The organism is Halothiobacillus sp., from assembly GCF_028710545.1.
Lineage (GTDB): Bacteria > Pseudomonadota > Gammaproteobacteria > Halothiobacillales > Halothiobacillaceae > Halothiobacillus.
This window is the reverse complement of the sequence record NZ_JAQTTX010000006.1, coordinates 45,155-71,125: the sequence shown is the minus strand read 5'-3', so window position 1 is coordinate 71,125 and position 25,971 is coordinate 45,155. Positions and strand designations below refer to the sequence as shown.

At 57.3% G+C, this 25,971-nt stretch carries 19 protein-coding genes; 12 read left to right on the top strand and 7 right to left on the bottom strand.

Going from position 1 to position 25,971, the window contains the following annotated elements; all coding sequences use genetic code 11:
• The coding region (locus PHD44_RS02140) for an ABC transporter permease subunit (RefSeq protein ID WP_300187558.1) at positions 1–480 on the top strand (480 nt) is incomplete at its 5' end.
• 45 nt (positions 481–525) lie between these two features.
• On the opposite strand, the gene PHD44_RS02135 is transcribed toward PHD44_RS02140, so the two are convergent.
• Complete coding sequence (locus PHD44_RS02135) at positions 526–909, bottom strand: YkgJ family cysteine cluster protein (protein ID WP_300187555.1); 384 nt, start codon at positions 907–909, stop codon at positions 526–528.
• Positions 910–1,271: 362 nt separating this feature from the next.
• Here PHD44_RS02135 and PHD44_RS02130 point away from each other — a divergent pair, with 362 nt between their 5' ends.
• The 9 genes from PHD44_RS02130 to recD all read left to right on the top strand — a co-directional run bounded on the left by PHD44_RS02130 (position 1,272) and on the right by recD (position 16,425).
• Positions 1,272–1,535: a hypothetical protein gene (locus PHD44_RS02130; RefSeq protein WP_300187554.1), complete on the top strand. Its 264-nt coding sequence runs from the start codon at positions 1,272–1,274 to the stop codon at positions 1,533–1,535.
• The gene (locus PHD44_RS02125) at positions 1,532–3,343 is read left to right on the top strand and encodes a right-handed parallel beta-helix repeat-containing protein (protein ID WP_300187551.1); all 1,812 of its coding nucleotides are present in this window, start codon (positions 1,532–1,534) and stop codon (positions 3,341–3,343) included. Before PHD44_RS02130 ends, PHD44_RS02125 begins: the two co-directional genes overlap by 4 nt.
• Positions 3,344–3,513: 170 nt before the next feature.
• Positions 3,514–6,426, top strand: coding sequence for a DUF2339 domain-containing protein (locus PHD44_RS02120; protein ID WP_300187548.1), 2,913 nt, complete (start codon positions 3,514–3,516; stop codon positions 6,424–6,426).
• 38 nt (positions 6,427–6,464) lie between these two features.
• The gene (locus PHD44_RS02115; protein ID WP_300187546.1) at positions 6,465–7,709 is read left to right on the top strand and encodes a hypothetical protein; all 1,245 of its coding nucleotides are present in this window, start codon (positions 6,465–6,467) and stop codon (positions 7,707–7,709) included.
• Between the two features lie 418 nt (positions 7,710–8,127).
• Positions 8,128–9,225 carry a porin gene (locus tag PHD44_RS02110; protein ID WP_300187543.1) on the top strand — a complete coding sequence of 366 codons (1,098 nt, stop codon included), beginning with the start codon at positions 8,128–8,130 and terminating at the stop codon, positions 9,223–9,225.
• Positions 9,226–9,429: 204 nt separating this feature from the next.
• Positions 9,430–9,654 carry an AbrB/MazE/SpoVT family DNA-binding domain-containing protein gene (locus PHD44_RS02105; RefSeq protein ID WP_300187540.1) on the top strand — a complete coding sequence of 75 codons (225 nt, stop codon included), beginning with the start codon at positions 9,430–9,432 and terminating at the stop codon, positions 9,652–9,654.
• On the top strand, positions 9,651–10,043 hold the full coding sequence (locus PHD44_RS02100; protein ID WP_300187537.1) for a type II toxin-antitoxin system death-on-curing family toxin: 393 nt from the start codon (positions 9,651–9,653) through the stop codon (positions 10,041–10,043). The genes PHD44_RS02105 and PHD44_RS02100 overlap by 4 nt, the downstream gene beginning before the upstream one ends.
• Before the next feature lie 23 nt (positions 10,044–10,066).
• Entirely contained in the window at positions 10,067–14,008 is a 3,942-nt protein-coding gene (recB, locus tag PHD44_RS02095) for an exodeoxyribonuclease V subunit beta (protein ID WP_300187534.1), read from the top strand.
• Positions 14,005–16,425 carry an exodeoxyribonuclease V subunit alpha gene (gene recD, locus PHD44_RS02090; protein WP_300187532.1) on the top strand — a complete coding sequence of 807 codons (2,421 nt, stop codon included), beginning with the start codon at positions 14,005–14,007 and terminating at the stop codon, positions 16,423–16,425. The genes recB and recD overlap by 4 nt, the downstream gene beginning before the upstream one ends.
• A 341-nt stretch (positions 16,426–16,766) precedes the next feature.
• Here recD and PHD44_RS02085 read toward each other — a convergent pair whose 3' ends face one another.
• The 6 genes from PHD44_RS02085 to yhbY all read right to left on the bottom strand — a co-directional run bounded on the left by PHD44_RS02085 (position 16,767) and on the right by yhbY (position 24,472).
• A complete protein-coding gene (locus PHD44_RS02085; RefSeq protein ID WP_300187529.1) occupies positions 16,767–17,207 on the bottom strand; it encodes an RDD family protein in 441 nt (146 codons plus the stop codon).
• Positions 17,204–20,725 carry a transcription-repair coupling factor gene (gene mfd / locus PHD44_RS02080; RefSeq protein WP_300187526.1) on the bottom strand — a complete coding sequence of 1,174 codons (3,522 nt, stop codon included), beginning with the start codon at positions 20,723–20,725 and terminating at the stop codon, positions 17,204–17,206. Before mfd ends, PHD44_RS02085 begins: the two co-directional genes overlap by 4 nt.
• A gap of 42 nt (positions 20,726–20,767) precedes the next feature.
• Positions 20,768–21,001, bottom strand: coding sequence for a hypothetical protein (locus PHD44_RS02075; RefSeq protein ID WP_300187523.1), 234 nt, complete (start codon positions 20,999–21,001; stop codon positions 20,768–20,770).
• 98 nt (positions 21,002–21,099) lie between these two features.
• Complete coding sequence (locus PHD44_RS02070; protein ID WP_300187520.1) at positions 21,100–23,097, bottom strand: monovalent cation:proton antiporter family protein; 1,998 nt, start codon at positions 23,095–23,097, stop codon at positions 21,100–21,102.
• Between the two features lie 352 nt (positions 23,098–23,449).
• Positions 23,450–24,133, bottom strand: coding sequence for a leucyl/phenylalanyl-tRNA--protein transferase (gene aat, locus PHD44_RS02065; RefSeq protein WP_300187517.1), 684 nt, complete (start codon positions 24,131–24,133; stop codon positions 23,450–23,452).
• Positions 24,134–24,151: 18 nt separating this feature from the next.
• Positions 24,152–24,472, bottom strand: coding sequence for a ribosome assembly RNA-binding protein YhbY (yhbY, locus tag PHD44_RS02060; protein WP_300187514.1), 321 nt, complete (start codon positions 24,470–24,472; stop codon positions 24,152–24,154).
• Between the two features lie 221 nt (positions 24,473–24,693).
• Here yhbY and PHD44_RS02055 point away from each other — a divergent pair, with 221 nt between their 5' ends.
• The gene (locus PHD44_RS02055) at positions 24,694–25,413 is read left to right on the top strand and encodes an SCO family protein (RefSeq protein ID WP_300187512.1); all 720 of its coding nucleotides are present in this window, start codon (positions 24,694–24,696) and stop codon (positions 25,411–25,413) included.
• A complete protein-coding gene (locus PHD44_RS02050) occupies positions 25,410–25,853 on the top strand; it encodes a copper chaperone PCu(A)C (RefSeq protein ID WP_300187509.1) in 444 nt (147 codons plus the stop codon). The genes PHD44_RS02055 and PHD44_RS02050 overlap by 4 nt, the downstream gene beginning before the upstream one ends.
• The last annotated feature ends 118 nt before the right edge of the window (positions 25,854–25,971 follow it).

Here is a 25,971-nt window from a genome sequence, read left to right as displayed (position 1 = left end):
GTGTGGGGTTCGCTGCCCGAACTGTACCTGCTGATTATTTTCGCCTCGATCTTCCAGCCATCGATCGGTTTGCTGCTGATTCTGCTCTCGCTGTTCGGCTGGATCGGCTTGTCGGATTATGTGCGCGCCGAATTCCTCAAAGGCCGCAATCTCGAATATGTGCGCGCCGCCCGCGCCCTCGGCGTTTCCGGCCCGCGCATCATGTTCCGGCACCTGCTGCCCAATGCACTCACGCCCGTGATCACCTTTTTGCCTTTCCGGGTATCGGGCGCGATTCTGGCTCTGACGAGTCTGGATTTTTTGGGACTGGGCGTGCCGCCTTCAACGCCCTCACTCGGCGAACTGCTGGCGCAGGGCAAGAACAATATCGATGCCTGGTGGCTATCGCTCACCACATTTGGCGTGTTGGTGGGCACCTTGCTCTTGCTGATTTTTATCGGCGAAGCACTGCGCGCCGCATTCGATACGCGGCAGAAATAGTAAGGGGCGCTGGGTTCTAAATTTCTGTACGTGTCCAGAAAGAAATCAATCGGTACCCGTTCGCAGCGGATCGACGATTTCCGGGGTGTGCGGCACGATGGGTTCGAGCGGCGGCAACCCATGGGCTGTGCGTGCCCGACTGCATTTCTCATCCGGCTGGCCATGCTCATCCCAAGGTTCCAGTTCCCGGCAGGGCGTGGGCCGGTTGGGATAAATCGAGCAACTAACGCAATCGCCAATGGCGCCATCGAGCGCAACGCAGCGCGCGGGCGAGGTGAGGGTGCCCTTCATGCTCACCAGATACGGATTGATCTGTTCCGTCAGTTCGGGCGGCACCTGACCGTCCAGAAAAGGCACCGACTCGGCCCAATAAAACGACACGCGGAAATAGGCGCAACAGGCACCACAACGCTGACAAGGATTGCCCACGATTGCCTCGATGAATTGTAAATCTGTTCAGGGGAGACAGGAGAAGCCCTCCGGAGAACCCGGAGGCGGAGCGGATTCTATTCCTCGCCGATCAAAAAATAAATAGCTATTCATTGAGTGCGCTTCAGGTGTGCGGAAGACCGGTGAAAGCCGTTCAAGATTTTGAAAAGTGGCGGGTTTTAAGACCGGGCGATTTCAATGGCATGCTGGATTCTTTGCACAACTCGGATTTATGGGGGATACACACGCACTGGCGTGACGAACACTCCCTTACATCATCCCTCTGTGCTAATTTGTGCTTGGTGATAAGACCGGTGCCTTGAAGCGCTGGCAGAACAAATAACCACACAAGGAAATCAAGCATGTTTATTCCCTTCGCACCGCTTGCCCGGTGGCGTTTTTCTCGTGCTGCGGGGGGTGTCGCTTTGGCACTGGCAATGCCATCCCTGTCGGGCTGCAATTTATCTTCCGATTCGCGTACCGATGCGTGCATGACGTATTGGGTTTCGCCCACCGGGAGCGATGCGGCGGGAGATGGCAGCGCCAAGCAGCCTTTTGCCACGATTGAGAAGGCGCAGTTTGCCGTTCGGGGTGACCCGATGCGGGGCAGTGCAAGATCGCAGTGAATATCGAAGGCGGGGTGTATCACCTCAAGGCGCCGCTGGTTTTTGATGCGCGGGATTCCGGTTCGGCGAATGGCGAGGTGGTTTATAAGGCCGACCCCGGTAGTACGTCGCCGGTGGTTTTGTCCGGCGGGCTTGATGTGCGAGGTTTTCAGTGTTCGGGTGCGCGCTGTGTGGCGCAGGTTCCAGACTTGCCCGCCAACATCGTGCCGCGTCAGTTCTATGTGGACGATCATCGAGCCATTCGTGCGCGTTCGAATACGGGCACGGGCATCAACCCCGATTACGCCCGGGTTTCGAATGGCTATCAGCCGGTTCACAGTGTGCCGACCCTGACGCATCCCGAACTGGTGGAAGCCGTGACGACCACGCAGTGGAAGATGATGCGTTGCCCGGTCGCCAGCGATTCGGCGGGTACGCTGGTGATGGCCCAGCCTTGCTGGGATAACGCCAATACCTTTCCGCCACCCTGGAACTTTTACCAGCTCAGCTGGTTGGAGAATGCGCCGGAGTTTTTGACCGATCCGAACATGTGGTATCTGGACCCATACACGAAAACGATCACGTACCTGATGGCGTCCGGCACGCCGCCGCAGACGGCCACGCTGCCGGTTCTGGAATCGCTGTTGCAGATCAAAGGCACGGCGGCCGCGCCGGTTATGAACATCCAGTTCGAAAATCTCACCTTCGCCTATGCGACCTGGTCGTTGCCGAATTCCAATAACGGTTATGTGGCGGATCAGAGCGGTAATCTGCTCATCGGCAGCGGTTATCAGCCCAATGTGATCGGGCATCAGCAGGTCACGTATTCCACGCCGGGCAACATCAGTTTGCAGTACGCGCATCACATCGTCCTCAAAGGCAACACGTTCAAGCACCTGGGCGGAGTGGCGTTGTCGCTCGGCACCGGTTGCCAGAACAATCAGGTTCTGAATAACCAGTTCGTGGATATTTCGTCGTCCGCCTTGCAGGTCGGCGGTATTTCGGCCCTGGATATACGCCCGAACGCCGCCGCAACCAACAGTGGGAATCTGGTGCAAAATAATGTCATCTCCCGCACCGGTCAGGATTACTGGGATACCGCCGGTATCTACATCGGGTTCACCCGGAATACGACAGTTGCCCACAATGACGTGAGCCATGTGCCCTGGAGCGGGTTGGCGATTGGCTGGGGCTGGGGTTTGCTCGACGAGTCAGGCTATCCGGGCCTGCCCGGTGCGACGCCGAATATGTGGGGCACCTATTCGACTCCGACAATTACCAGCAACAACAAGATCATTGCTAACCGCATTAGCTATTTCCTTGAGAAGTTGTGGGACGGCGGGGCTATCTATACCAACGGGGCGCAGGGCACCAGTTTCTCCAACGGTTTGCTGATTCAGGGGAATGTCGCCGAATATAAACGCCCCAGTGCGGGCGGTAATATCTTTTACACCGACGGTGGTTCTCAGTTCATCACTCTGACGCAGAACGTGACGCTCAACGATCCGTCGGGCACGGTCGATTTCGGCGCCTGCGGTTACCCCACGTCGTTCGAGGGATCGAATTTTACCCAGGATCTTTGCCTGCTGAGCAATTGGTTGCCGTACGGTTTGGACATGGGCGGGTGTCTGCCGGTAGGCGATTTGACGTACACCGATAATTATTTCCGTGACCCGACGTCGTTCTACGGCAGCGTCGATCCCTACAAGATATGTAGTAACCCCCCGTATGTTCCGTCGAGCCCGGTCAATATCACCAGGTCGAACATCGGGATCACTTCCGCCGATGAGGTGCCGAGTTACATCCTTCAGGATGCCGGTCCGCAATAACGGCTTTCCGGCACGTAATCGAGGCCTAATCGTTGAAGGGCATTGCGCCGCGTAGCGCTGGCGGGCATTCTGACGGCATCCGTTTTCATATCTGCTGACGTTTCTGGCGGGGTTTCCATGTGGCGTGGAATCGGTGTGAAGGGGTGCCGTTTTAGCAGGGAGCACAGGACATGATCATTACACTCACCCTGGTGGGGCTGATTCTCGGGATGGCTGTGGCCGGAATCTGGGGGGCGGCTTTCGGCGCGCTGACCGGTTTTCTCGTGGCGCAGATCAGCCGGTTGAATCGGCAGGTTCAGGCCTTGATCGCCGATCAGATACTGCTGCGCGAAGAATTGCGTCATCTGTCTCATCCTCCGGCGCACCGAGCGTCGCCACCCGAAGCGACGAATCCGCCCGTCGCGCCCGAATCTGTCGGGGAAGAAGTAGAGTCGAGAGCCCCGGAGCCTGAACCCGATCATCTGCCATCGCACGAACCCTTGCCGGAATCTTCATCCGTGCCCTTAAAGCAGGTTGGCGAGTCGCATGTGATCGCGCGAGCCGACGCTTCGTTGCCTGAAAGCAACCCAGAAAACGAGGCATCGGTATCGGCTTGGAGCCCGCCTGCGTCTGACGTAACTGGTGCGCCGGATGGGCTGTCGCGCGCGTGGTCGAGCGTGTACCGATTCCTCACCGAGGGCAATGTGGTCGCCAAGATCGGGGTGATCGTGCTGTTTTTCGGCTTGGCCTTCCTGCTGAAATACGCCGCCGATCAGGCCCTGTTCCCGATCAGCGTCCGCTTGACCCTGGTGGGTCTTGGCGGGCTGGTGTTGCTCGGCATCGGCTGGTACTTGCGTGAGCGACATACCGGTTATGCCCTAGTTTTGCAGGGCGGGGGCATCGGCCTGACGTATCTCACGTTATACGCGGCATTTCGTCTGTACGGGTTGTTGCCGGCGGGCGTGACGATGGGGCTGATGCTTCTGGTTGTGGCCGCTGCCGCAGTGCTGGCGGTCGTTCAGGATGCCCGGAGCCTTGCCGTGCTGGGGATTATTGGCGGTTTTCTCGCGCCGATTCTGGCGGGTAGCGACAGCGGAAGGCATGTCGATCTGTTCAGTTATTACCTTGTGCTCGATTTCGGCATCGTGTTCGTCGCCTGGCGCAAGGCCTGGCGCGAACTCAACCTGCTGGCCTTTTTGTTCACGTTCGTGATCGGCACGATTTGGGGTGGGTTGAACTATAAGCCTGCGCTGTTTTCGACCACCGAACCTTTTCTGATCGGTTTTTATCTGATCTTCCTGGCGACGGCCCTATTGTTCGCGCGTCAGCAACGGGCAGATGGGCTGCGTGACTATGTGCAATCCACCCTCGTGTTCGGCCCGCCGCTGGTCGGGTTTGGGCTGCAAGCCGCTCTGGTTCAAAATTTCGAATACGGGCTGGCCTGGAGCGCATTTGGCTTGGGCATACTCTATCTTGTGCTGTGGCTGGGGTTGCGGCGCGCTGTCGGTGAGTATTTCAAGATTCTGAACGATGCTTTCCTGCTATTGGGCCTCGGTTTTGTTTCTTTGGCCGCGCCGTTCGCGTTCGATGGGCAATGGACCAGCACCACCTGGGCGTTGGAAGGCGCGGCCATGCTTTGGGTCGGATTGCGGCAGGGGAAAACTTGGCCGGTTGTGTTTGGCCTTTTGCTGCAACTCGGTGCCGGGGTGGCGTTTGGCGACGATCCTCCATCACTCGACCCGACACACTGGCCTTTGCTGGATGGCTATTTCTTGAGTGGCGGTTTGATTGCGCTTTCCGGGTTGGCCAGTGCCTATCTATTACGTAATCGGCGAAACTGGGCGCCTGTTCCTGCCCTGTTGACCCTCTGGGGATTGGCCTGGTGGTTCGGCACCGGATTCTATGATTTGGCACATGTGGCGAGCTGGCTTCAGCCGTTCACGCTGTGGCTGATGTTCGCCAGTGCTTCGATGCTGGTGGCCCAATGGCTGCGGCAGTGGTTGTCCGATTGGTCGGTTCTGCGTTACCTGCTCGCGCTGCAAACTGCCTGGATGTGGGCGCTGGGCGGCTTGATTTTCCTGTTGAATATGAGCCCGTTCCACGAAGGAGGGTGGTTTGCATGGATATTGGCGTTCGCCACACTCTATGGCGGGCTCTACTGGAGCGAGCGTCGCGGCGAATCCGTATTCGCATCCGAGCGCTTGCATGGTTTGGGTGTGTGGTTGCTGGTGCCTGTGTTGGCGCCCCAATTGGCTGATGCGATCTTCCGGGGGCTGTTCGGGTTTACACTGGATTTCGGCTGGTTCGATCTGGGGCCAAGGGGCATCATGCACCCGAACACGCCCGGCGTTTGGACGGTCATGAGTTGGGGCCTGATACCTGTGCTGCTGCTGAGTTGGGTCGGTTCCGCCCGTCACTGGCCCTTCGCTGAACGATCTGGCCATGCGGCTGCCTATCGTGGATGGGTTGCATCGGGTTTGGGTGTGTTCTTAATGGGTTGGATGTTTATCGTCAATGGGCCGTGGGTGACGGATCCTGTTATGGGTGCAGGCTGGGCCCAACCGGCACAGATCGGTTATCTGCCATTATTCAATGCACTCGATTTTGTTTCTGCTCTGGCCCTGTTCGCCCTATGGCGACATGGAAGACTGACCGGTGCGTATTTCCTGAACTATGCCGGTGAGCGAACACAACAGGTGCTGCATTGGTTGATGGGCGCTGCCGCGTTTGTCTGGCTCAATGCCATGATTGCCCGCAGCCTGAATGCGTACGCCGGGCTGCCGCTCGATGACGGGCGGTTCCTGCACGAGGCGCTGGCGCAAACGACATACTCTATTGCCTGGTCGTTGTTGGGCTTGGTGCTGATCGTGCTGGCCAGCCGACTAAAGCAACGTCGTCTATGGTTGGTTGCCGCCGGGTTGCTTGGTGTGGTGGTGCTCAAACTCTTTCTGGTCGATTTGTCCGGCAGCGATACACTCGCCCGGATCATCTCGTTTGTCGGCGTGGGCGTATTGCTCTTGCTGGCGGGTTACATCGCCCCGATACCGGCCAAACAGGCACCATCTGCCAATGATGACCAGAACACAGATGACTCCGAACAGTAGGCCGACTGATTTGCATACCCCGATTTTCTGCGAACACTATGAATAAGCTGCACTTAAGTATTCTGGGATTGCACCCAGAACCTCGTTTTGATGAAGATAAGCCTCATAAGGATAAAATGGCAGGCCATCAGGCTGCCCTGCCAAATCAGGAGCGGCTTTGGCAGTGGCCGCCGAATGGGCCGACCGACGGACCGCTGTCCGTGGCGCTGCGTTCACGTCGTATGAAACGAATGACGGATCGACTGGCAGTAGTACCACAAACCCAAGATGAAGCCTGTCAGGATGATCCGGAAACCCTGCTGTTGGCGCGGTTTGCTGCAATGGATAGAGGCCACGGTACGGCGGCGTTCGCATTGCAGGCAGATTTGTCCGTGGATGCCGGATTACGTGCAGCACTCGCCGAACATCCCGCCATCGTGGCCGTCAGCCAGGTCACGCCGGTGCACTTGCAGGCGGGCACCGACAACGCAGTGCTGATGGGGCCGCGTTATCTGCATGTCGAGCGGGAGGAATGGGCAGCGCTGCAAGCGGATTTGAATCAATGGCTTCAAGCCGATGGCATCAGCCTGTTTTCGGCAGCGAGCGGGCGGCACTATCTGGGGTACACCGCCACAGCGCTCGAACGGGTGAGCACGGTCGATCTGCCGCCGTTGGGCAGTGCTCTGAATCGTCATGTCGGCCAACTGCTGGCGGGAGATGAGTTGCGTCCGTTCCGGCGCTGGCTCACGGAGTTGCAAATGTGGCTTTACAGCCATCCCGTTAACGCCGAACGGGCAAAAAAAGCGCGTCCCGAAATCAACAGCCTTTGGGTTTGGGGGCGTAGTCCTTGGCCAACCCCAGCGAATGTCGAAACCATCCATTCAATATCGTCAACTGCCGTCGACCGAATCACGAGCGATGATCGTCCTTTGATCTATACCGACTCCGCGGTTCTGGCCGGCGCTCTTTGTTTGCATGCTGTCGAAAGTACCAGCAACCCAGTCGTGATTCTCTCCACGAGTTTCCGGCCTGATATAAATGAGTTGGTTGCCCTTGGCGTTTCGCCCTCGCGTTCGACTTATATCGTATGGAGCGAGCCGTTGTGGTGTTATCTCGAAGGTGATCTTGCCGGATGGTATGCAAGCCTGGATGCCATCGATCAGTTCCTCACGCAAAGACAACCGGCCCATACGCACACCGCGGCCCAAGCCCGCGATCTTGAGATAGATAACGGTGTGGATTTGGTCTGGCAACGCCACCACTGGCTCACCGCCCTGTATACACGTCTATTTCGATCAAAATGAAAAATACACTCATTCTTCCTTTTTTATAAAGAGGGAGGCGCATCCCCCCTCTCCCTTGATGGGAGAGGGGCAGGGGTGAGGGTGATGAGGCTTATACCAAAGCATAAATCCCCCGCCCCAGCCCTCCCCACAAAGAGGGAGGGGGAAAAAGCCCCTCCCTCTCGTGAGGAGGGGGTGGGCAAAAGGGAATTTGCGCAAAGCGAAACACAGCCATGAATACACCACTGACATAGAAGCGAATGCCATTTTCTGGGGCAAATGCCCATGCCCTGTTGTGGTATTGCAACACGAAGGCGAAGTCATGTTGTAAAAAAGTTAGTTGTGGCTTGTGTCAGGCGCGTAAGTGGCTAGTATTGCCCAAGTACCCAGATGGCTGGGGAATCTTGTAATCTCAAAACCTCTATTGGAGATCGATCGGATGAAAAAGAATATCATCGCAATCGCCGTTGCTGCCGCAATGATCGCGCCAGCTGCTGCCATGGCCGACACCACGCTGTACGGTAAATTCCATGTTTCTTACGACGTGCTGTCAGGCGACAACGCTACCAACACTCAAAGCGGTTTCTCTACCAACTCTTCGCGCATTGGTATCAAAGGCAAAGAGAAAATCAATGACAGCCTGAGCATCATTTACCAATACGAAACTGGTTTTGACGCTGGTCAAAATGGCTCGTTCGGCGCTTCTTCTGGCGGTTTGGGTGGTCAACGGAACACCTTTATCGGTGCTACAGGCGGCTGGGGTACCGTGATCGCTGGTCGTCACGACACTCCGTTCAAGATGATGGGCCGTAGCTATGACCTGTTCGGCGACACCATCGGTGATTCCCGGAACATTATCAGCCAGAAGCATGGCGATTTCGGTTGGGATCTGCGCCCGAGCCAAGTCGTTGCCTATGTAACGCCTGATCTGATGGGCTTTAAAGCGGTTGTTGCTTACGTTAACAGCTGGGCTCCGTCCGATCCTACCGCTTCTCCTGCTAGCCCGTACAACACCAAGTCTAACGCGTGGAGCTTGAGTGCTGGTTACAAGATTGCGGGCTTCGGTCTGGATGCGGCTTACGAGCAGCACAAACTGCAAGCCGCACCAGCTCCTGGCATGAAGGATAGTCAAGACGCCTACCGTATTGGTGCTAACTACAGCATCGCCGGCTTCAAGATCTTGGGCTTGTACCAAGATGTCAAGAACGTTGGTTTGACTAGTGATGACGTTAAAGTATATGGCGTGGGCGCTGCTTACACCTTCATGGGTGCGAACACTGTTAAGGCTCAGTACTTCAAGGCTGACGACATTTCCAACCGCCCTAATACCGGTGGTGATATGTGGGCCGTTGGGTACGACTACAAGCTGAGCAAGCAAACCAATGTGTACGCTATGTATGCTCAAACCAGCAACAGCAGCGCAGCTAGCTACACCATTATGGGTGGCGGTCATGACTATAGCTACCCGACCGATACAGCGGCCTTCCCGGGCGGCAAGTCTTCTGCAGTATCTGTTGGTATTGAACACAAGTTCTAATCACGTGAGGGCGTGATCTTGCGATCACATCCTCAGGATTAAAAACTGTGAATTGTAAAAGGCACCTTCGGGTGCCTTTTTTATTGCTTGCTTAACCTATGGGTAAGTTCCCGTGGCGTTAAGTAAGCTCTAATTGACGATGATTTCTAATACATCTAATCTTAAACGTGATAACGAATGTAATAACTTGATGAGATTATTGCCATGCTAAAAGTAAAAGTTTCTGCGATAGGAAATTCCATGGGCATCGTTCTTCCGAGGGAAGTGCTTGCGAAGCTACGAATCGGTAAAGGGGATGTGTTGTATCTGGTGGATGGCCCTGATGGATTGACTTTGACGCCCTATCAGCAAGATTTTGAAGCACAGATGGATGCGGCAGAGAATGTAATGAAGCGGTACCGCAACGCGCTGCACGAACTCGCAAAATGAGCGATCCGGTTTGGGTGTTGCCGGAGGTGGTGTTTGCTGTCCACAAGATGCTGCTGGCCGAGCACGGTGGTTTGTCGGGTGTGCGTGATCCCGATCTTCTCGATTCGGCTCTGGCGCGCCCGAAGCAGCGTGCTGTGTACGAGCCTGGCGTGTCTTTATTCGAACTCGCCTCATCCTACAGTTTCGGCCTAGTGCGCAATCATCCTTTTGTCGATGGTAATAAACGCATTGCATTCACCATTGCCACTGTATTCCTTGAGTTAAACGGTTGCACACTCAATGCGCCGGAGCCCGAGGCGGTATTGATGTATGAACAACTAGCCGCTGGCGCCATTGACGAGCGCATCCTGTCTCATTGGTTCGAGCGTTATTCCTCCGCACAGGACTGATTGTGTCCCTGAGTAAGTCAAATATGCCATTGCCACTAAACCCGCTGACCTTTCCGTTCGCCGGCAGTCGTTTGATTGAAGCCAGTGCAGGTACGGGTAAAACGTTCACGATTGCCTTGCTCTATGTCCGTTTGGTTTTGGGGCATGGCACCGAACCGTTGATGCCGCCACAAATTCTGGTGACCACCTTTACCGAGGCCGCAGCCGATGAACTGCGCGAGCGGATTCGGGCGCGGTTGTTTGAGGCATCCAGGGTGTTTTCTGATGCAGATTTGGACGGTGACGATCCTCTGCTGAATGCGTTGAATAAGGCTTTTGCTACATCTGAAGAACGTCTTGCCGCAGCTCAGCGCCTCGAAATGGCGGCCAACTGGATGGATGAGGCGGCGATTTTCACGATTCACGGCTGGTGTCAGCGGATGCTGAACGAACATGCCTTCCATAGCCGGGCCTTGTTTGAACAGACGGTGCGCACTTCGTTGACACCGGTGGTCGATCAGGCCGTGCAGGATTACTGGCGGCATTTTGTTTATGCGCTGCCGTCGGAGCATGCGCTTGCCGTGGCGAATCTGCTGGGCGGCCCCGCGGCATTGGCCCACAAACTCAGCGGGTTGTTGGCGCGTGATGGCGCGCCGCTGTTTGTGGATGGTGTGCTGGTTGATCCGGCTTCACTTGAATTCAGTGTGCTGGTTGCCGAGGTCACCGAACTTGAAGCTCTAGCCCAGCAAGCCGAGCAAGACGCACGACGGGCTTGGTCAGCCCACGCCGAGACCTTGAAGGCGCAGTGGTTGTCGATTATGGGGTCGCTGAATGGCACTTCGCACAAAACGTTATCCAAATTGACGGATTACTCAATTCTTTGGGATAGCCTCGATCTGTGGGCGCAAACCGGCGAGTCGCTGCCGCTTGATGTATTTAAGTTCCTCACTCAACCCAAATTCAACAAGAAACTAGAACGACCGCCTCATCCCGCGTTGGCAGCTTTTTCCGCATGGCCCGTTGCGATGGAGGCTACTCTTCAAGGCCGCGAGCAGTTGGCGATCCGCTTGTTGGCCCACGCCGCCTTTTGGGTGCGCGATCGCATCGACACGGTGTTGCAACAAAATGCCGAAATGGGATTTGACGATATTCTGTTGAACCTTGATCGCGCATTGGCGGGGGATGAAGGTCAGCAACTCGCGGACACAATCCGAACGCAATTTCCCGTGGCAATGATCGACGAGTTTCAGGATACCGATCCGTTGCAGTACCGCATTTTTGATCGGGTGTTCCGGATCGGCGGGCAGGCAAATGCAGCGTTGGCCGAAGAACAAACGGGTACGATGATTCTGATTGGCGATCCGAAGCAATCGATCTACCGCTTTCGCGGCGCGGACATGTTCAGCTACCTCGCCGCCCGGGAGGCAACACAAGGCCGGCATTACACATTGGATGCCAATTACCGCTCCACGCCTGAATTGGTGGCGGCGGTGAATTTTGTCTTCGAGCGCGCAGACCGTCATCCATCCGGCGCCTTTAGACACAAAACGGATGAAGGCAACCCGCTGCCCTTCATTCGCGTCAGCGCGCGCGGCAAGGCTCGCCAGTTGAAACGTCGCAATAGGGCGGGTGAGTGGCAGCCGTGTCCGGCCTTGACGGGTTGGGCCCTGCCGCGCGATACGCTGCTGGCGGCGGGGCATTTTGTTGCGCAGATGGCGGAGCATACCGCCGAGGCCATTACTTCGCGTCTCAATGCGGCGCAGGTTGGCGATCTTGCTTTTTTTGATGCCGAGGGCGAAATAACAGCCTTGCGCCCGCAGGATGTGGCGATTCTGGTGTCCACGGGCGATCAGGCGGCTCTGCTGCAACAGTCGCTCAATCGTCGCGGTATCAAGAGCGTGTATCTGTCTGACCGGCATCGTCTGTTCGCAACGCAAGAAGCGGCGGATTTTCACCGCTGGCTACTGGCGATTGCCGAGCCGCAACGTCAGGACCGGCTTCGTGCGGCGCTGGGCTCGTCGAGCTTCGCCCGGCATTGGGACGAACTCGATGCCGTCCGCAACGATGCCCGACTGGATGAAGATACATCGAGATTCATGGCCTATCAGCGTATCGCACGGCATCAGGGCATTCTTGCGGCTGTTTATCAGCTGATGCATGACTATCATATTCCGGCCAGATTATTAGCCGCGCCGCTGCCGGATCGTTCGGGCGAGCGGCGGCTGACGAACCTCTTGCATCTGGCAGATTGGGCGCAGAATGAACAGGCGCAATTGGCAGGATTGGATGCCCTGCTGCAACGGTATGCGCAGGCCGTCAGCGATAACGAAGCCGAGCATGAGCTCAGACTGGAGCAGGATGAGCATCTGGTGCGGATCATCACGATCCATTCCGCCAAAGGCCTGCAATACCCTGTGGTTTATCTGCCCTTCTTGCCCTTGATTCGCCCCAAAGATGCGAATAAAAACAGCACCGCGACACCTTGGCGAACGAGCGCCGGGCGCGGTATGAATCTGGGTGAATACCCCGAAGCCATCGCAGCGGAGCATGAGGCGCAGATGACCGAGAGCGTGCGGCTGATTTATGTCGCGCTCACCCGAGCCGAATCGGCGTGTACGGTGGCGCTGGGGCCGGTTAAATTCGGCACGGGCAAGCAACCCAATCAGCATGATTCCGGCTTGGGGCATGTGTTGAGGCTGCAGGGCGGTGATGAGTTTATTCCAAGTTTCGAGGCCGCATTGGCTGATCTCGACGCTCAAGCGGGCGTAACCATCGAGCCGCCGCCATCGATTACACACGGACACTTCATAGCCCCTGCGGAGGGTACTTTGCCCGCTGCACGCACGGCCAAACGACGGGTGGATAGCCATTGGCGAATCAGCAGTTTCAGTGGTTTGACCCATGCATTACATGAATCCGAAGTCGTAGTACCGGAAACGGCCAGGCAGGAACAATTGAGGGATGTGTTGTCAGAAATCGGCGTGGTTGAGGAGCCGCTTGATCTACCCCAGACCCACCGATTTGATCCGCACTCATTGTCCGCACGCATCAGCCGCCTGCCACGCGGCACCACGTTCGGGACGCTGCTGCACAGCCTGCTTGAGCGAGCGGGTGAGGAGGGCTTCAACCAGTCGGCGACCTTTGAAGCCTGTTTGAGTCGGGTTCAACAACTCGCTACGATGTTGACGCAAGAGCAACAAAGCACGCTGGCCGAGTTGGTGCTTCGGATATTGACGTTGCCCTTGCCCACCAAAGGCGCTGCACAAAAGCAAAACTTGCTCAAATCCCCCTCGTTCCCCCTTTTACAAAGGGGGAGGCGCACGCATTTAAACAAAGGAATGCTCCCCCCTTTGAAAAAGGGGGGCAGGGGGGATTTAACGAGTGGCAGCCAGTACCCAGAGACTGCATGGATTTATGCGGGCCTTACCTCAGCAACCACGCCATCTCGACAATTGGCGGACGTGTCGCGCTACCAGATCGAGCAGGAGTTCTGGTTGCCTGTAGCCCAAACCCAGACAAATGCTATCGATGCGTTGCTGTGCGCGCATGTTCACCCAGGACAGATACGACCGATGCTCACCGCCCAATATCTTGAAGGGCAGATCAAGGGATTTATGGACCTGGTATTCGAGGTCGATGGCCGGTTCTACATTCTGGATTACAAATCGAACTGGCTGGGTGATGCGCCGGAGGACTATGCGCCTCGGCGTCTGGTCGAGGCCATGCTGGCCGCCCGCTACGACCTACAGATGGTGTTGTATCTCACCGCCCTGCATCGGCACTTGCAGGATCGGTTGCCGAATTACGATCCGGCTGTTCATCTCGGCGGTGCGCTATATCTGTTCGTCCGCGGGATCGATAGCCCAGGGCAGGGCGTGTACTTCGCACCGGCGAATCCGGCCTTGATCGCGGCGATGGATGCGCTGCTGATGGATGAAGTTTCCCCGGATGGCGCTCATTCGATTCATACGGAGGCATTGGTATGAGCCACCCTTGCGCGAAACAGATGGCGTTCGATCTGGATCAGCCTTCGGGTGCGACACCGATCAATCTGACATCAGCCGAACTGCTCGGCATTCTGGATGAGTGGGTCGCTGCCGGATGGTTGCGGTCAATCGATCGCGCCGTGGCTGGGTTGGTTCTGAATCACGCGCCAAAGATTCCGGCCTTGGCACTGCTGGCACTGGTTCTGGCGAGCCATCAGGCCGGGCAGGGGCATGTCTGCCTTGATATGAACGCATGTCTGATTGATGCCGAATCCGTGCTCAGGATCCCGTCGAGCGACGGGCGCGGCAATGATGGTCAGGCAGCGCCTCGAATGACCCCTGCGGATCTATTGCAAGGGGTGGATCTGGCCGATTGGCAGGCGGCATTGGATGCCTGCCCCGGGGTGATTCAGCAGAGCCCCGATTTATCGATACCCGATTTATCAATATCCGATTCATCCGGGCTCGGCACGCCTGCACCCGAGCAGTCGAACCCGCCCTTCGTTCGTGAGGGCGCGCAGCTTTATCTTCGACGCTACTGGCAACAGGAGCAGGGCATTGTCGCCGCTCTGCAATCGCGACTAACGCCGCATGATTTGCCCGCTGAGCCGATCCGACAAATTCTCGATGCCTTGTTTCCATCCTCGATTGCCTTGGGAGCCTCTGCACGAATCGATAGCGTCTCTGCGGGATCGCCAAGGGTGCAAATGCAAGGCGCGACACGCCGGGAATGGCCGTCGCCATTCGCAAGTGGCGCAACGCAGCAGTTGGGCCCTTGGCGACCCGCCCTGACGGGGCTGGCGGGTTTGTCCGCACTCGGCGTTACCGCCGCTTGCCATGCAATGAGCATGGCTTCGAGTCGCTGCCTTGATCGCGAACAAACCCGTCAGCCAGAGGTGCCATCGATTCGTGCAGAGGCTCCCTTGCCAGATTGGCAGAAAATTGCCTGTGCGGTCGCGATCCGTCAGCATTTTGCCTTGATTACCGGCGGCCCGGGCACGGGGAAAACGACCACGGTTGTGAAGTTTCTGATGCTCGTGCAAATGCGGGCGCTGGCGGCGGGTTTGCCCCCACGCCGTATCCGGTTGTGCGCGCCAACGGGCAAAGCCGCCGCCCGGTTGCGTCAATCCATGCTGGGGCAAATGGATGAATTACTTGCACCATTTGATGCGGCGTTTCCCGATCTGCGCAAGGCGCTGCCGGATAACGTCGAAACGGTGCATCGTCTGATCGGGGTACGCCCGAATCAGATCCATCCGGTTTATCGGCCAGAAAATCCCTTGACCGCCGACCTAGTGGTGGTCGACGAGGCGTCCATGATCGGCGTTGAGTTGATGGCAAAGCTGCTAGCTTCACTCGATGAAACGACCCAGCTTGTTCTGCTGGGTGATAAGGATCAACTGGCTTCGGTCGAACCGGGAGCGGTGTTGGGTGAGCTGGCTTCGGTGATTGCGCCGGATGCCTACACGCCGGAAACACGGGATTGGTTGGCCGCTACCACGGGGCAGACGCTGCCCGATTCCGAAACCAGCAAGACGACGATGGTTACCGATACCGCATTGGCACAGGCTGCCGTACAACTCCACCACAGTTATCGTTTCGATTCGGCGAGCGATATCGGCGCACTGGCGCGCTGCGTGAACGCGGGAGACGCCGACGGCGCACTGACCCTGTTGCGCGCCAATCCAGAACAAGCATCCGTGCGGTTGGTTGCCGACGACGGCGGGCACCAGCCATTGCGTCGGATTGTTCAAGAATCCTTGGCGTCCTGGTTGGCAGCTTTGAATGAACCCATGTCGGCAGAGAATCAGGACGCGCGTGCCATGGCCATCTTCGCAGCACACAACAAAGCACAGGTGTTGTGCGCCTTGCGACACGGCCCATACGGCGTGACCGGGCTCAACCGCTGGATCGAAGACATGTTGCGGCGTTCGGGCGCGTTGGCGGTGACGGGCGAGTGGTATATCGGCCGTCCGATCATGGTGACGCGCAATGATCCCGCGCTGCGTCTGGCCAATGGCGAAATCGGAATCACCTTGCCCTATGTCGATCCCGAATCGCCTCAAAGCCCGCCATCGCTTCGGGTGGCCTTCCTCAATGAAATCACGACAGAAGGCGAGTCGCCGATTCGCTGGATTGCGCCGGGACGATTGACCGCCTGCGAGACCGCTTTCGCGTTGACCGTGCACAAAGCCCAGGGTTCGGAATTCGATCACAGCGTCTTGGTGCTGCCCGCCAAGCCCAATCCTGTGCTGACCCGTGAGCTGATCTACACCGCGATTACCCGAGCCCGTCAGCGTTTCACCTTGGTGACCGCGCCAACGGATACGGCGTTCACCGTTCTGAAACAAGGTATTGTCAGTCGGGTTCAGCGGTCAGGTCAGTTGGGTGCGAAACTGGCACGTGCGGGTGTTTGAATAAGTTATTGATTCTTAATTGAACCCTTGTTCTAAGGCATCAAGTTCACCCTTTTTACAAAGGTTGAGGCGTGTTAAATCCCCCTCATTCCCCCTTTTACAAAGGGGGAGGCCGCCCACCCAATCACAAAGGACCACCTCACCCCCCTTTTGCAAAGGGGGGCAGGGGGGATTTGAATTCGCCGCACATATCTCAACCACTAAATCTCCCCCTCACTCCACCCTTTTTCAAATGGGGGAAGCCTCACTCTTTCCCTCGATGGGAGACGGGCAGGGGTGAGGGTTGTAAAGCTGGTTCAACTACACGCCTAATCCCGGTCTTGTGATCTGAACGCTACTGTTCAACCTTTCGGTTTGGGCAAATGAACGACCCGACTACCAATGACGCGATCGATCAGGCTGCGTTTTTCACGATCGGCTTGCGCCAGCCAGAAGGGAATTCCCAGTAGCAGAACACTCAACCCGCCGCCGAGAAAACGAAGGAAAGCCGTGCGTAAACACGGTGCGGGGATAACGACCCGAATATGCCAGACCTTCATGCCCGGTGTCTGGCCGCCGATACACCAGAACAGGCTGAAATACGCCCCGACCCAAACCAGCAGATACGTCTGATAGGCCCAGGCGAGCGGGCCGGATTGCGGCATGGCCTGCCCACCGTTGAGCGGCAACAGGATTAGCGTAGCCAACATCAACACGGCAAACACGAACAGGCTGTCGTAAAACAGGGCGGCCGTGCGTCGCCATAGACTGGCGGGCAGATGCTCGGGCGGGTTGGCATTCATGCTCTGACAAGTTCCTGTATCAACCGGTTGATGAGTTTCGTGCGTGCCGCCAGTGTGTCCAGTTCCGGATCGTGCGCCAGTCGCGTCGCCTTGAGCGTATCGGCTGTGAGTCGGTAGCGATTCGGTTCGGTCTGGATCAATTTGACCAGTTTGACCGGATCGATGGCGGCCTGTTCACTGAACACGAGGCGGGCGCCGCCGCTGGCGCATTCGATTTTCTTGATGCCGATGCCGCGAGCGAGCAGGCGCAGCCGGTGGGTTTCGATCAGCGTTTGCGTGGCATCCGGCAGCAGGCCGAAGCGGTCGATCAGCTCGACTTTCATGCGGTCGATCTCGGTTTGATCGGCGCAGTTTGCCAGGCGCTTGTACAGAATCAAGCGCGTGTGGACATCGGCGACGAAATCGGCGGGAATGAGCGCGGGCAGGCCGAGATCGACTTCGCTCGTCTGGCGTTCCAGTGGCCCGGCCAGATCGGGTTGTTTGCCGGATTTGAGGGCCTTGACGGCGCGATCGAGCAAATCCATGTACAGCGTGTAACCGACTTCATGCATCTGGCCGGATTGACCATCGCCCAGCAGTTCGCCCGCACCGCGAATTTCCAGATCGTGTGTGGCCAGCGTGAAGCCAACGCCCAGCTCTTCGAGTGCCGCCAATGCATCGAGTCGTTTGACGGCATCGGGGGTCATTTGCGCCGGTTCCGGCGTGATGAGATAGGCGTAGGCACGGTGGTGCGACCGGCCAACCCGCCCGCGCAATTGGTGCAGCTGGGCAAGGCCGAATTTATCGGCACGATTGATCAAAATGGTGTTGGCGGTCGGTACGTCGATGCCCGATTCGATGATGGTGGTCGAAAGCAGGACATTGAACCGCTGATGATAGAAATCGGCCATGATCTGCTCCAGCCCGCGCTCGGACAGCTGGCCGTGTGCGACCGCAATGCGGGCTTCGGGAATCAGATCGGCCAACTGCTTGGCCATCCGCTCGATGGTGCGCACCTCGTTATGCAGAAAATAAACCTGACCGCCGCGTTTGAGTTCGCGCTGTACCGCCTCGCGGATCTGGGCGTCATCCCAGCGCAGGATCAGGGTTTTGACCGACAGTCGTTCGCGCGGCGGCGTGGCGATGATCGACAGATCCCGAATGCCGGAGAGCGCCATGTTCAGGGTGCGTGGAATCGGCGTGGCCGTGAGCGTGAGCAGATCGACCTCGGCGCGCAGGCGCTTGAGTTGTTCCTTGTGGCGCACGCCGAAGCGCTGTTCCTCATCGATGATGACCAGACCCAGTTCCTTGAAATCCAGATGGTCGCTGAGCAACTTGTGTGTGCCGATGACGATGTCGACCAGACCGGATGCCACGTCGGCCAGCACCTCGGTGGTTTGTTTGGCGTTGCTCATGCGGGACAAGCCTTCGATCCGCACCGGCCAGCCGGCGAAACGGTCGCGGAAATTACGCAGATGCTGTTCGGCCAGCAGCGTGGTCGGCACCAGTACGGCGACCTGTTTGCCATTCATCACGGCCACGAAGGCGGCCCGCATTGCGACTTCCGTCTTGCCGAAACCGACATCGCCACACACCACGCGATCCATCGGTTGCGCCCGCGCCATATCGGCCAGCACGCTATCGATGGCCAATTGCTGATCGGGCGTGGTTTCAAAGGCGAAATTGTTGGCGAATCGGGCGTACTCTTCCTCGGGCGTGGGCAGCGCCTGCCCGCGTTTGGCGGCGCGTCGGGCATGAATGTCCAGCAGTTCGGCGGCCACATCGCGCACCTGCTCGGCGGCACGCTTGCGGGCTTTTTCCCACTGGCCGCTGCCGAGCCGGTGAAGCGGGGCGGTTTCTTCACTGCCGCCGGTGTAGCGCGAAATCAGCTCCAGCGAGGAGACGGGCACGTAGAGCTTGTCGTCCCCGGCGTAATACAGGATCAGGAACTCCTGCGCGAGCCCGTTCATTTCCAGTGTGACCAGGCCGCCAAACCGCCCGACGCCATGGGTTTCATGCACGACGGGTGCGCCTTCGGCCAGTTCATTGAGGTTGTTGATCAGCGCGTCGGCATCGCGGGTGCGCGCACTGGATTTGCGACGCTGTGCCACGCGTTCGGCAAACAGATCGGTTTCGGTCACCAGTGCAACGGTCGCATCGGGCAGATGGATGATGGCGCCGTGTTCGATGGGTGAAACCAGCAGACCAAGGCGGGCCTCGCTGCCCAGCCAATCGTCGAACCGTTCGAAGACAGGCGTGGGGTGACCGGCCTTCTGCAACTGTTCGGCCAATGCCTCGCGTCGTCCCGGGCTTTCTGCCGTGACCAGAATCCGTCCGGCGAACGTTTCGGCAAACGTAGTCAGGCCCAGCAGTTCAGTCTCACCGCGTTGGGCCAGGCCGGTTGTCGGATCGTTCAGTGGCGGCAGCGGTTGATGTGGCAGGACGATGGCCTGCGGCATGCTCGGGTCTGTTGCATCAAGCGTGATCAGTCGCGGCCAGCTTTTTATCTGCTGCTGGTATTGCTCGGCGGTTTGATAGAGCTCGTCCGGGCGCAGGATCGGGTGACTGACATCCCCGGCGCGTTGGGTAAAGCGGGCGATGGTATCTTCAATGAAATCGCCCAGTGCCTGATCGATACCGGGCAGCGTGAAGAGTAGGGCGTCTTTGGGCAGGTAGTCGAACAGGGTGGCCGTGTGTTCAAAAAATAAGGGCAGATAGGTTTCGATGCCCGCCGGAATCAGCCCGTCGCTGATCTGCTTGTAAACGGGGCTGCGGGTCGGGTCGCCTTCGAAGCGATTGCGCCAGTTCCGGCGGAAGACGGCAATGCCTTCCTCGTTGAGCGGAAATTCGCGCGCGGGCAGCAGCGTGATTTCCTCGACCGGCTCGGCCGAGCGCTGGGTCTGGGGGTCGAATAGCCGCAGGGTTTCGATTTCGTCGTCGAACAAGTCGATGCGCACCGGCTGGCTCATGCCCATCGGGAACACGTCGATCAGGCCGCCGCGCAAGGCAAATTCGCCGGGTTGCGCCACTTGGCTGACCGCCAGATACCCCGCATCGGTGAGTTGCTGGCGATAGGCTTCACGATTGAGGGTGTCGCCCACCTTGAGTAAAAAACCGTGGCCGGTCACGAACGAAGGTGGTGCCAGGCGCTGCAACACGGTTGGCGCTGCGATCAGGGTGATACCGCTTTGCGTACGCGGCAAATGCCAGAGCCGGGCGAGCCGGTCGGAGATCAGATCCTGATGCGGCGAGAAGCGGTCATAGGGCAACACTTCCCAGTCAGGAAAAATATCCGCTGGGCAGTCGAACAGGGCCAGTGCTTCGGCCAGATCGTTGGCTTGGCGGCTATTGGCTGTAATCACCAGCATCGGGCGCGGCACCCGTTTGGAAAAATCTGCCAGGGTAAACGCTGTGCCAATAAAGCTGGCACTGCGCAGAAACAGGGGATCGTTCGCGGATTTGGGTACGGAAAGTCGGATGGGTTTGGTTGGCGCCATGATCACGGTTCGAGTGGATAAACGAACGAGATTGTGGCGCATTTGGCGCGGATGCGCATCCGCTGACGTTGATTTATGTCGGTATCAGGCGCGAACGTCGAGCAGGGAGCCCGTCGAATTGGCGGTGACACCATTTGAAGTCGGGTTCTTTACCGCGGCTGCGACTTGTTCCGGGCTGCTGACGCGGTTAGGCGTTTGCGGTTCCACCGGCATGTTGCGTGTCTGGGCCGAACTGAAGTTCGGGTTCCGGTTTGCGGTGAGGTCAAGCGCGCCGTCGGCCACTGGCGTATTGGTATAACTGGCGTTTAAGTTGATCATGGCTAACTCCTTGATCGTTCATTCTTGTTTTCCATGATACGACCATTTCTCCGGTTGTGCATCTTCCTGTTTTTATTCCAGGTTTTTCTTTCTGATTTTTATTCCCGGCCGGTGAGCAGGAAGTGTTCGGCGCTATCGAGTTCTTCGGGCGCGCCGTACAGCGTGAGCGTGTCGCCTTCCTGTAGCACGGTGTCACTTTGCGGTGTTTCCCCGCGAATACCGGAACGGTTGATGGCATCGACCACGATGGTCTTGTTGCTGGGCAGACTGCTTTCAAGCGTGCGTCCAATGGCATAACTGCCTTCAACCAAAGCGATGTTGCGCAGGGTGCGCGGCGCGAGCGGGATGAAATCGTTACTGTCGCGGGCCCGATTACCCGCATAGGTATGCCGTAAGGGAGCGTAATTTTCCCGTCGGATTTCCTGAATCTGCCGGATAACCTTGGATACCGGCACATTCAACGCGCGCAAGACATTACCGGAGAGCACGAGGCTCATTTCATAAATACTGGCAACCACATCGGTAGCGCCTGCCTCGTACAGAGGATCGATCTGTTCATCCGTCCGTGCGCGCACCATGATCGGAATGTTTTCGGAAAGGCTGCGGGCAACCTCGGTTGTCTTGATGGCGGCACTGTCGTCCAAATGGGAAATGACCAGTGCCCGCGCCCGGCTCAGCCCCGCGGCCTCGAGAATATCGGCGTGGGTCGAATTGCCGAAGTGAACCGGCAGACCGGCCTGCAAGGCCTGTTGCACGATATCCGGATCGATTTCGATGGCCGCATATTCGAAGCCTTCGCTTTGCAGCAGACGAGCGACATTCTGGCCCACTCGACCAAAGCCGCATATCACGACATGACCCTTCAGCTCATTGGTGAATTGCGAGATTGATTCTGCCTGGCTTTTACGGTTTTTCTGATAGCTTGGAACGATGTGCTTGGCTATCTTGCCATTTAACTTGATGAGGATGGGGGTCAACACCATCGAAAAAATCACCACGGCCAGAACGATCTGCCGTTGATAGTCGGTCATGATTTCCGGTGCGGTGATGGCGAGCATGGCAAAACCGAACTCCCCGCCTTGCGCCAGCACGAGGCCGGTGCGCAGGGCAACACCCGGCTCCTCTCCCATGGCTCGGCCGATCACGAAGATGATGCTGGTTTTGACAACGACCAGAAGGGCCAGCAACAGCAGCACCCAGACGAACACATCCGGCAATTCCCGAACATTGAGCATCATGCCGATGGTGATGAAAAACAGGCCGAGCAATACGTCGCGGAAGGGTCGCACATCCGATTCGATTTGATGTTTATATTGCGTTTCGGAGAGCGCGATGCCGGCCAGAAACGCACCGAGCTCGTAGGAGAGTCCGGCCTGATTGGTCAACCAGCCGGCACCCAACACAACCAGCAGCACGGCAATGGTAAAAAGTTCCGCCGAGCGCGCGCGCGCGATTTCCCGGAAAAGCGGGCGCAGAATCCAGCGTCCACCGAAGAACAGCACAGCCGCCGCCGCAATCCCCGCTGCGATGGTGATGGCAATTTGCAGACTGATCTGTGCCGTGCTGTTGGTCGCGCCCGTTTGCACGCCCAGAACAGGGATGATGATCAGGAAGGGGATGACGGCCAGATCCTGAAACAGCAGAACACCCACAGCGTTGTTGCCGTGACGGCTGTTGACTTCCAGTTGTTCGCCCAGTTGCTTGATGACGATTGCAGTGGATGAGACGGTCAGCACGCCTGCCAATACGAATGCGGCGGCCGGTGAAAACCCCATCAACCATGCCGCAACGCCCGTCACAATAGCGGTAGTCAATACCTGTGCTCCACCCATGCCGATGACCGCCCGGCGCATCGCAATCAGTCGCGGGAGGGAGAATTCCAATCCCAGCATGAACAGCAGGAACACCACACCGAATTCGGCGACCAGGTGAATGTCTTTGACATCGCCGATCCAGCCCAGGCTATAGGGGCCAGTCACGGCACCCACGGCGAGATAGCCCAGAATGGCGGGCAGGCGCAAACGCCGCAGTCCAACCACGGCGACGACCGAGATGATCAATAAAATCAGTAATGAGGCCATGGTATCGTGCTGCATCGTGGTGTGCGTGTCATCAGGTTAGAAAAGCAAGGAGGCGTAACAGGTTGATAAATACTCATTTCAACAGCCTGTTATTGCGGGACATGGATATCATGCCCGCAAATCAATCACGTATGTGGTTGATTTTTCGCTAACGAATATGGGCGTGTACCGGATTCGTTAGGGAACCTCTTATTTATTCAGTGCTTCCCGATTGGGGCAGGATGCCCCAACACGAACAAAGACGTAAGTCTTTGATTCGTGGGAGCCATCGCGGGCGTGTACCGCGATGAGCGAGCTGATTTGTTCCATGGATGGAATAAATCAGCATTTACTTAGGGCTTGATCATCGCGGCTGGCGCAGGTTTCGTCAATCGCCCGGACGTGTCGCAATGCTCGTGGCCAAACGCTTGTTGAACAGGCTTCGCGACCATTCTTCCGCCCCGAGGCTCAACAGGTGCGTGGTCGTGAACTGACAGTCGAGAAAGTCGATTTCGCCCCAGCGTTGATCGATGAGTATGGCCGCCAGAGCGAGTTTGGATGCATTCGGCACACGGCTGAACATGGACTCGCCAAATGCTGCGCGGCCGAATTTCGCCCCGAACAGGCCGCCAACCAATTGCACGCCATCCCATATTTCGATGGAATATCCGTGTCCTGCTTCATGGAGCTCGATGAACACCTTGAGCATGTCCGGCACGATCCAGGTGCCATCCTGATCTGAACGCGGGGCGGCACAACCGGCGACCACGTCTGCGAAGGCTTTATTCACCGTAATTCGGTAACGTTGCTGGCGGCGCCATTTGGCGAGTGATCTGGAAAGGTGAAAACCTGCCGGGGTCAACACGGTGCGCGGATCAGGTGCCCACCAAAGCACAGGATCGCCCGCGCCGAACCAGGGGAAAATGCCGCGTTTATAGGCACAGACCATGCGCGACAAGCTTAAATCGCCACCTACCGCCAGTAATCCATTGGGTTCCGTGAGTGCCCGGTGTGCCGCTGGGAAATCGTCGGGGTCGGCGTGTTCGCCCTCACTCAGAAAAGGCAGGATCATCGTTTGATCAATAGCCGATCAACGCCGGTTGGATCCGGCAGTGGCTTTGGGCAACGTCAAACGCGCCCCATCCGGATCGGGGCGATAAAACACGGCGATGTGCCCTACGGATTGCACCAGCTCAGAACCGGTCGTGGTGGCGATCTGCTGCATCATATCTTTCTTGTCGTCCCGATCCTGACCGGGAATACGCACTTTGATGAGTTCGTGCGTAGTCAGCGCGAGCTCGATTTCAGCCATGACGGCATCTGTCAGCCCGTGTTGACCAAGAAGTACGACAGGGTTGAGGTGGTGGGCCTGTGCGCGCAGAAACTGTTTTTGTTTATTTGTGAGAGCCATGCTGATCTTGCTGGTGAAAAATGGAACCGGTATCCGAGTACCGAGGATATATAAAACCAAAGTGAAGCAGTCAAAAGGAAAAAGTGTGTGAAATCACACATTGTGACTGGTGCCCGATAGGGGGCATATTAACGTTTTAATCATTTTTAACCAATCGATTCCCGGAGTGGAGTAAGTGTGGTTGGGGTGATGGTTTAATTGTCTTCGAAAAGGGGTATTTCATGTTGCACGCTGGTTCTGGGTGTCGATTCCCGCATGTATCTCTGGTGTTGGCGCGTTTTCTGGCGCTGCTGGCCTTGAGCGCGTTTGTCTCTTTCGGAATTTCGGCTTGTGGCGACCAGAATCAGCGTGGCTCGATCAATGAGCGTGCAGTCGATATCCAGCGGCTGTCCGCTTTCGAGCCGAAGGATTTGCTGGTGATGCGTTCGCTGAAATCTCCTGTCGCTGTCCCGTCTGCCGAATTCATGACGGCAAACGGGCCGGTCAAGACGCCGGAATTATTCAAGGGGCATTGGACGCTGTTTTACATCGGGTACACCTTTTGCCCCGATGTGTGCCCGACCGAACTGACCGCTTTGGCGGGGTTGTTGCCGAAGTTGCAGCAGTCATTGCCCGGTGTGAAATGGCAGATTGTGTTTTTGTCCGTGGATCCCGAGCGGGATACGCCCAAGCGGATCAATGAGTACGTTCATTATTTCGATAAGCAGTTCATGGGGATGACGGGGACGCGGTCGATGATCGATAAGGTCACCAAACCGTTGAAGGCGGGGTACCGAATCTCGGCGCATACGCCCGGTGATACGAGTTATGAAATTGATCACGATACCGCGTATCGGTTGATTTCCCCTGATGGCAAGATGGTCGCCATTTTGCCATCACCGCATGATCCGGCGGCGATGGATCAGGCTTTGGTTCGATTTTTCAAAGAGGTGGTGCAATGAAGCGAATGTTAGTGGGTTCACTGTTTATGGCTATGAGTGGCGGTGCGTTTGCGGCGCCCGTGATTTCCGATGCCTGGATTCCCGAGCAACCCCCGGGGGCAATGGCGAATGCGGTTTTTCTTAATATGAATAACCAGACCGACAAGCCGGAAGCCTTGGTTAAAGCCGAAGCGCCGGGCTTCAAACTCGTCCAGTTGCACAAGTCGATCGAAGTCAATGGCATGCATAAAATGATCGAGCAGAAAGAGATCGTTGTGCCCGCCCACGGCGAAACCAGGCTGGCACCCGGTGGTTATCACATCATGTTGATCCAGCCGGAGAAACGGTTACAGGCGGGTGACTCATTGCCAGTGACGCTCACATTCGCCGACGGCTCGCATGAAACGATCACGGTGCCGGTAAAAAAACGGCCTGCGATGCCGGGCATGATGAAGCACTGATCAGCCTGAACCATATATCCGGCGCGATGCAAAACCGGCTTTCGACAGTCGGTTTTTTTGTGTATTCCGGTTTGGTGAATGCCTCGCTTCAGGCGATAATGATCGATTATTCGACGAT

Excerpts from the sequence above, each read along its gene's own strand:
- PHD44_RS02130 (WP_300187554.1), top strand. The coding sequence starts at position 1,272 with ATGTTTATTCCCTTCGCACCGCTTGCCCGGTGGCGTTTTTCTCGTGCT.
- PHD44_RS02120 (WP_300187548.1), top strand. The coding sequence starts at position 3,514 with ATGATCATTACACTCACCCTGGTGGGGCTGATTCTCGGGATGGCTGTG.
- PHD44_RS02115 (WP_300187546.1), top strand. The coding sequence starts at position 6,465 with ATGAATAAGCTGCACTTAAGTATTCTGGGATTGCACCCAGAACCTCGT.
- PHD44_RS02110 (WP_300187543.1), top strand. The coding sequence starts at position 8,128 with ATGAAAAAGAATATCATCGCAATCGCCGTTGCTGCCGCAATGATCGCG.
- PHD44_RS02105 (WP_300187540.1), top strand. The coding sequence starts at position 9,430 with ATGCTAAAAGTAAAAGTTTCTGCGATAGGAAATTCCATGGGCATCGTT.
- PHD44_RS02100 (WP_300187537.1), top strand. The coding sequence starts at position 9,651 with ATGAGCGATCCGGTTTGGGTGTTGCCGGAGGTGGTGTTTGCTGTCCAC.
- recB (WP_300187534.1), top strand. The coding sequence starts at position 10,067 with ATGCCATTGCCACTAAACCCGCTGACCTTTCCGTTCGCCGGCAGTCGT.
- recD (WP_300187532.1), top strand. The coding sequence starts at position 14,005 with ATGAGCCACCCTTGCGCGAAACAGATGGCGTTCGATCTGGATCAGCCT.
- PHD44_RS02085 (WP_300187529.1), bottom strand. The coding sequence starts at position 17,207 with ATGAATGCCAACCCGCCCGAGCATCTGCCCGCCAGTCTATGGCGACGC.
- mfd (WP_300187526.1), bottom strand. The coding sequence starts at position 20,725 with ATGCGCCACAATCTCGTTCGTTTATCCACTCGAACCGTGATCATGGCG.
- PHD44_RS02075 (WP_300187523.1), bottom strand. The coding sequence starts at position 21,001 with ATGATCAACTTAAACGCCAGTTATACCAATACGCCAGTGGCCGACGGC.
- PHD44_RS02070 (WP_300187520.1), bottom strand. The coding sequence starts at position 23,097 with ATGCAGCACGATACCATGGCCTCATTACTGATTTTATTGATCATCTCG.
- aat (WP_300187517.1), bottom strand. The coding sequence starts at position 24,133 with ATGATCCTGCCTTTTCTGAGTGAGGGCGAACACGCCGACCCCGACGAT.
- yhbY (WP_300187514.1), bottom strand. The coding sequence starts at position 24,472 with ATGGCTCTCACAAATAAACAAAAACAGTTTCTGCGCGCACAGGCCCAC.
- PHD44_RS02055 (WP_300187512.1), top strand. The coding sequence starts at position 24,694 with ATGTTGCACGCTGGTTCTGGGTGTCGATTCCCGCATGTATCTCTGGTG.
- PHD44_RS02050 (WP_300187509.1), top strand. The coding sequence starts at position 25,410 with ATGAAGCGAATGTTAGTGGGTTCACTGTTTATGGCTATGAGTGGCGGT.